Annotated in this window: 4 protein-coding genes and 3 pseudogenes; 5 read left to right on the top strand and 2 right to left on the bottom strand. The window is 55.0% G+C overall.

The annotated features are described in order from the left end of the window. Nucleotides 1-418 precede the first annotated feature (418 nt). Nucleotides 419-517, top strand: a pseudogene (locus ACOTTU_RS24810) (integrase); the annotation flags it as partial. 131 nt (nucleotides 518-648) lie between these two features. Here the strand turns inward: ACOTTU_RS24810 and istB are convergent. Then, nucleotides 649-1,122 (bottom strand): annotated as a pseudogene (istB, locus tag ACOTTU_RS24805) (IS21-like element helper ATPase IstB); the annotation flags it as partial. A 5-nt stretch (nucleotides 1,123-1,127) separates the two neighbouring features. Between istB and ACOTTU_RS24800 the strand changes: the two are divergent. The 3 genes and pseudogenes from ACOTTU_RS24800 to ACOTTU_RS24790 all read left to right on the top strand — a co-directional run. Then, a pseudogene (locus ACOTTU_RS24800) lies at nucleotides 1,128-1,363 on the top strand (TetR/AcrR family transcriptional regulator); the annotation flags it as partial. A 90-nt stretch (nucleotides 1,364-1,453) separates the two neighbouring features. Next, nucleotides 1,454-3,010, top strand: coding sequence for a hypothetical protein (locus ACOTTU_RS24795; RefSeq protein ID WP_425662188.1), 1,557 nt, complete (start codon nucleotides 1,454-1,456; stop codon nucleotides 3,008-3,010). 228 nt (nucleotides 3,011-3,238) lie between these two features. Further along, nucleotides 3,239-3,859 carry a LysE family translocator gene (locus ACOTTU_RS24790; RefSeq protein WP_425662186.1) on the top strand — a complete coding sequence of 207 codons (621 nt, stop codon included), beginning with the start codon at nucleotides 3,239-3,241 and terminating at the stop codon, nucleotides 3,857-3,859. A 127-nt stretch (nucleotides 3,860-3,986) separates the two neighbouring features. Here the strand turns inward: ACOTTU_RS24790 and ACOTTU_RS24785 are convergent, their stop codons facing one another. Then, complete coding sequence (locus ACOTTU_RS24785; RefSeq protein ID WP_425662184.1) at nucleotides 3,987-5,771, bottom strand: sensor domain-containing diguanylate cyclase; 1,785 nt, start codon at nucleotides 5,769-5,771, stop codon at nucleotides 3,987-3,989. Between the two features lie 203 nt (nucleotides 5,772-5,974). On the opposite strand from ACOTTU_RS24785, the gene ACOTTU_RS24780 reads away from it, so the two are divergent. Then, nucleotides 5,975-6,160 (top strand): transposase domain-containing protein, encoded by a 186-nt coding sequence (locus ACOTTU_RS24780; RefSeq protein ID WP_425662182.1) that lies wholly within the window; start codon nucleotides 5,975-5,977, stop codon nucleotides 6,158-6,160. The last annotated feature ends 300 nt before the right edge of the window (nucleotides 6,161-6,460 follow it).

Below are 6,460 nucleotides of genomic sequence, written 5' to 3'. Positions count from 1 at the left end.
CGCAGGCTATAGGGTGATCGACTTCGTTCGTTCTGGCGGCGTCATGACTATTCTTTTTCTAATCGTATCAATGGCGGGATTGAATCTCTTTTTCTGATTTGAGCGCTGCACTGCGAACAAACGCCCGGTTTGGGGAACTGGGCCATTACGCTAAACGACTTACTGAACGTCCGGAATGGGCCGTCCTTGTTGATTCAGCTTCAACTGACAACTCAACATGCTGCTTTCGACCCAACGACTGCGAAGAGCCCGACTCGATCAACGAAAATTTGCGCCACGAGCGCACGCAGCGCAAATTGTACCGCACTCGCATCGTCGTTGTCTCTGCAAGGCAGCATGAAAGCCGGCCATTCGAAAGCAGCGCAGCGACGATCGGCAGGGCAACTTACAGTTCGCGGGACCGACCGGCCATTTGGTGAAAATCAAAGGACATGCGTCAGTTCTGCAAAACAAAACTCAGAAACCTGTTCGTTTTGAGATATCGGAAGGCACCCGGACGTCAGTCGAGAAGTGGGTATGTCAATCGGCATGCAACGTTGACCCCTTATCGGCGTCCAATTTTACCCCCCCTTTGTGTTGAGCTGGCCCGCCGCTGCGTAGCCCTCATATTGCGCAGCGGCGGCGGGCCAGCGGGGGCGCCGATAAGTGCTACGCTCTGTTTTTGAAGCGCCAGCTTTCGTTGCCGGTTTCCACGATTTCGCAATGATGCGTGAGGCGGTCGAGAAGCGCGGTGGTCATTTTGGCGTCGCCAAAGACGCTCGGCCATTCGACGAATGCTAGGTTGGTGGTGACGATAATTGAGGTGCGCTCGTAGAGCTTGCTGATGAGGTGAACAGGAGCTGGTTGCCGGTTTGTGCGAAGGGCAGATAGCCTAGTTCATCCAGGATCAGGAGGTCGAGGCGTGAGATAAGATCGGCAGTGCGCCCTTGCCGTTCCGCGCGCCTCGGCGTCCAGTTTGTTCACGAGGTCTACGACATTGAAGAACCGACCTCGCCTGCCTTGCCGAATGCAGGCGCGGGCAATGCTGACCGCGAGGTGGGTTTTGCCGGTGCCAGTTCCACCGATCAGGACCAGGTTGCGTTGATGATCGAGGAAGTCGCCGGTGGCCAGATCGCGGATCAGGGTTGCGTGCCAATGTCGTGCTGGAAGAGGCTGCGGTCGATCTCAGCCAGCATATCCCGGCGGAAAAACGGCCTCCCGCGGCAATGTTCTCGGCGCATATCTGGGCGATGAGCCACGGAGTGGTCGAGCTTTTGCCCGCAACTCGCCCGGACGGGCCTTGCCCTTTCCGGCCGACGACCTGCTAGAAACCGGCATCGGCATCTACCTGCGGGGCGTCGGCCTGATCGCGGCGGATGAGTAAGGCGCGCAAGAGCAGGTCGACAATGTTCGGCCATGACAAAGGAAAAATTCGTGCTAAGGTTGTGTAGAAATCGAAGTTCGGGAAAGCGCCGTGCCCCTACACGAACAAGAAGTCCGTTCGCCTGCCATCCGAAAAGAACCAGATCACCGAAGTTCAAAGACGGGCTTGGAGCAGCAGCAAGCCCATCCCGGCTCCGATAGCTTAGCGCGGCTTCGCGCGGCGGCCGCCGACAGCCCCGCCACACGCAAACTGACAGCACTGCAGCGCCGGGCGGATACGCGCGGGCAGTCGCAGGAGCCACCGCGGGCGCCCACGCGCAGCTTAGCGCGCAATCTGCCCTTGCCCAGCTTGCAGCGCAAGAGCGCCCCGGGAACGATGGCGTCCAGCCGTCTGGCCATGACGACGGCGCTGTCGCCGACGCCCGCGCATGACCCGTCGCTGATCCCAGTGCCGAACGGCAACGTGATCGCAATGCAGCGCGTCACCACCTCGGCGCAGGAGCCGATGCCCGGAACGCCAACTGCCGTGGGCTCGCCGCTGCTCGACTCCCTAGGCATGGCGGCAACCAGCATGTCGAACGAGGAATATGCGCGTTGGTCCGACACGATCCAATGCAAAATGGGCGTGCACGGCAGGCAACAGATGGGCGACCGTACCATCGTCACCCAATTCAAGCCGGATTGGATGAAATGGCCCGATTGGATGAAATCCGTTGGAAAGTTTTTCCTGAAGCACAAGGCAAAGTTCAACGCGGGCCTCGTGATCGTAGAAGCAGGCCTCACGATTGCTGCGGCGCTTACGGGACTGAGTGCCGCTACTACCGTCGGTGCGTTTAACCTTATGCTCTCTGCGATCGTCGGTGCCGTTGTGGGCGTGGCCAAGCTCATTCGCGGTTTGATGATGATGCGACAGGCCTTCCAGAAGCAGGAAGATAAGAGCGAGTTGATGACCACGATGATTGAAGCGATCCGGACGACAGAAGCCATCGGCTCTGCGGTCGCTCTTGGCATCGCGGCACCTGGTGCAATTCCGATTATCGCGGGTTCGATTTTCGCCGCTGCAAAGACCCTGCGGAGCTTCATTGCGGTTTACAATGGCATATTGGCCGATGAGATTGCCAAGCTTCAAGCGGCTAACGCAGATGGAAACGCGGAGGCTATCGCGGCGCTGAAATCCAAACAGCGAAAAGCACAAATTGCGATGACGGTTGCCCACGCTCTTGAAAGTGCTGCGATTTTGGTAGGCGGTGGACTTACCCTAAGTGCAGGCTTGCAAGGCGGGTCTGAGCTCGGGCCTGTGATGGACACGGCGAAACAAATTGGCGGTCCAATGGCCTTAGGCGTCGGCGCTTCCAAAGGTGCTCGAACAGCGCTGGGGTATCCTTACAAAGGCAAAAAAGATCCGCAGGCCAATCAGGATGCGGACGCCGGTCCGCAGGCGTTTCAGGACATAGGTGGTGGTGCTTTGCCGGCCGATCAGGAGTTGGGCGTCGTTGACGAGCAAGCCGCCGCCTCCGCTGACGATAAAGGTGCTGTGCCCGTCTTTGACCCGGAAGACGAGGGAATAGCCTTGCCGGAAACGACGAACAAACCCGCCGACGTCTCCCTAGACGACGAAGGCTTAGCACTGCCTGAAACAACCAAGTAGGTCACTTTGGCAGAAGCGACATCTGGCAAAAACCAAATCTTCTTGCGTGCCTTTGAACGCGGCATGACTGATCGATTGGCTCGGTCGTCTAGGCGCCGTCATTGATGCGTCGCATGACTAAGGTCAGCGAGGAGCCCGACCCGCTAATTCGACGGGGTGCAGCGAATGACTGCTTCTCAAATTGAGACCATCTGCTAGTGTTCTGGCAAAGTTGGACGGAGAACTCCAATGAGCGCAGAAATTTCGAGTTTACTCTTGGCCTTGGGCATTTTCTCGGTTGGCTTCATCAGCATTGGTCCGAACATTCTCGCTATTATCGGAACCTCGATGGAACGTGGGCGTGATGCCGGGGTAAAGCTGGCCCTCGGGGTCGGCTCTGGTTCAGCAGTTTGGGCCACATGCACCGTTGCAGGCCTCACTGCCCTCATTACCGCTTACGCTGGCATCGTGACGCTTCTAAAAATCTTCGGAGCGGCATACCTGATGTGGTTGGCATACAAGGCGTTTCGGTCAGCAGCGACACCTTCACATTCGCACAAACCCAAGGCCGCTCGTGGTAAAAACCTTTATCTTCAGGGCATCGCAATTCAGCTTACGAACCCGAAAGCCGCTCTTCAGTGGATCGCGATTGTTGGGATTGGCCTTGGTAATGAGGCACCTTTGTGGGTTGGTTTTGCGCTTATCCTGATTGCCACGACACTGTCTTTGGCGGTTCACGTTCTCTACGCGGTTACGTTCTCTACAGCGCCAGTTGTTGTGGCCTATCAAAAGGCTCGTCGGTGGATTGATGGATCGCTTGGCCTGTTCTTCACTTTCGCAGCTTACAAGATCGCCACTTATCGTCAGTGACCAAAAGCAGACCTCGACCGAACGGCAGCAAAGTCCGCTGACCCGTCAACCAGCCCCGAGATTCAATGTCTCTTCCGGGCTGTTTGTTCCTTAACCAAGTATTCCGTTTATGTCTCGTTAGCATTGACTATTCAGCTGCAATCTTCGGTGTGCCGCCTTTGTCGCTTGAACCATCTATCCCTACATCTGTGACACCAGTCAGCTTGCTTGCAACAACCGTCTGGTTTCGGCCCTGGTCTTTGGCTTTATACAAGGCGTCGTCTGCTGCTCGCATCAAGTCTTGAGGTATCGTTCCATGGTCAGGGTAGTGCGCGACGCCAATAGAAACGGTAATTCGAGGTAAGTTTTTGTCTCCGTAGCGGACACTCAAGTCTTCGATGTTCTTGCGCAGTCGCTCCGCACGGGCATGGGCTTTTTCCTTTGGCACGTCCGGCAAGAGCAGCATAAACTCTTCGCCGCCCAACCTGCAGGCGAGCTCATCCCCATCGCAGAGTTGCACCATTGATGCACCAACCGCCCTCAACACCATGTCGCCCGCATCATGGCCATGATTGTCATTGAACTTCTTGAAATGATCGACGTCGACAGACACTAAGCTGAGCGCCGAGCCATCTTTGTGCGATCGGGTGATCATCTTCCGCAGGCTGTCCGTAAGGTGACGACGGTTAAACAATCCTGTAAGCGGATCCCGCACAGATTGATCGTGCAATTGATCGCGCATCTGCACGTTGGCTATCGCCATGCTTATCTGTTCAGCACACATCTGCGACAGTCTTTTTCCAGCTTTGAACTCTTCGCGTGACGTCTCCTTCTTGGCCGTGAGAGTCATCAGGCCAACCGTTTCGCCATGGGCCAAGATCGGAAAACAGAAATAGGTTCGACCATCGGATGGTTCTTTGTGCTCACATACAAAGTCAACTTCACTCTCGCCGTAACTGTAGGTCCTGCCTCGCCGCAGGCCCCAACACGCTTCGGGATGAATATGATTTTTGTGGCTCCCGCCGTTCCAGCTTGCACAGCCGTCAAGGACATCACGCGAGTTCGAATAGACGTAAACACTTCCCTCACAACAAGGAAGAATGTGTGTCATGAACTGGCCGACCATTTGGAAGAGCTCATCAAGAGACCTGCTGGACTGTAACCACTCATTCAGTTCTCCCAACAAGCGTACTTCCCGCGCCATCTGAAGCTGTTGCTCCATCAGTTCACGTTCCTTGGCAGTTTGTGCGTTTAGACGCCTTACGGATAGTTTGTTGCTTCGGCGAATGACCAACACAATAATACTCATCATGGCCAGCACGATCGCGCAAATAGCGGTCAACGCGATCCGGACACGCAGGATAAATGTGTCCCGAACGTCTGTGATGTCGGTAAAGAACTCGATGGCACCTACGGTCATGCCCTTGTGAACAACTGGCGTGAAGATTTCGGCCACTTCTCTCAATCCACCGCTATCGCTGGCGAGCGCATGCAGATCAAAGTCGTCCACTTCCGATGACCTAACCGGCTTATGCGTGTAGTAGTGTTTACCGGTCACCATAATATCCGCAAAAAAGGATGCAGATATTGTCCGTCCGATTTCGGCGTCGTTCGAGGACCAAAACACACGACCATCGGGCGTGAACATACTGAACCGATAGATGTCCGAGCTTAAAGTGATGTTCTTTAGGAATTCCTTGTCCTGCTCTGACAACATCTTGGTTTCGAAAACCTGTTTTCCTGCTGAAACCCGGTTCAGTACTCTGTTTTCCCAAAGACTTGCTTGTATCTGTATGTCCCGTGCCAGCATCTTGTCGACGACAATGGTAGGCATCCATTTGATTACGCTGAATGTGGTTAATAGCGTGATGCTGAATACCACTGCGATCATCGTGTATCTTCTAATCATGCGCAGGGTTCTGAAGTTCTGCATAATGATGTCCTTGAAAATGCGTCTCGGCCCACAAGTATATTTTTGAATAGTTAATTGATTGGCGTGCTCGTGAGCCCAAGTAGCCCAATAGCCCAAGCAATTTTAGATAACGATTAGGGAAAAACGGCACGTATCAACGCCGAAACTCAGCCTGTGGTTGGTGAGCGTCTGTTGAACCCGTGGCCATCGGCTGGAAAAACTGGATGTTCGCAGGCTCAGAGGGTGGCGGCAAAGCCATGGCCATCGTCTTCTCCCTCATCGAAACCGCCAAGCTCAACGATGTCGATCCGCAAGCATGGCTTACTTGGGTCCTCGGCCAAATCGCGGACCACATAATCACGCGCCTCGAAGAGCTACTCCCCTGGCGTTACGCTGCCCAAGCAGCGTAACAGCTCATACTCCCGCCAAATAGATCGGCTTCACCGGACGGACACTGTGGTTACCAGCCACGTTTTGTTCGACACCTAGAACCTATGTAAGCTGGCCAACAGAAAAGAGTATCCATCAAGGTTTGAATGTCCGCTTCTTAAAATCTGCGGCGCGGCGCTAAATCAGTTTACGGATGTCGTGTGTGGATGGCTCCTGCATTGCAAGAGATTTCTGTGGTTGCGATGGTCTGTCAGTACAGTCGTGTGTCCGGCCTGTTTGCGTGGCGGTTGCCACTGGCCCTGATGAGTTCCGCAAGTAAG

The sequence above is a fragment of the Roseobacter sp. EG26 genome (assembly GCF_049830555.1).
Lineage (GTDB): Bacteria > Pseudomonadota > Alphaproteobacteria > Rhodobacterales > Rhodobacteraceae > Roseobacter.
The sequence above is the reverse complement of the archived record's forward strand: the minus strand, read 5'-3'. Positions and strand labels throughout refer to the sequence as shown.

Coding starts and splice junctions, on each gene's coding strand:
- ACOTTU_RS24790 (WP_425662186.1), top strand. CDS start 3,239: ATGAGCGCAGAAATTTCGAGTTTACTCTTGGCCTTGGGCATTTTCTCG.
- ACOTTU_RS24785 (WP_425662184.1), bottom strand. CDS start 5,771: ATGCAGAACTTCAGAACCCTGCGCATGATTAGAAGATACACGATGATC.
- ACOTTU_RS24780 (WP_425662182.1), top strand. CDS start 5,975: ATGTTCGCAGGCTCAGAGGGTGGCGGCAAAGCCATGGCCATCGTCTTC.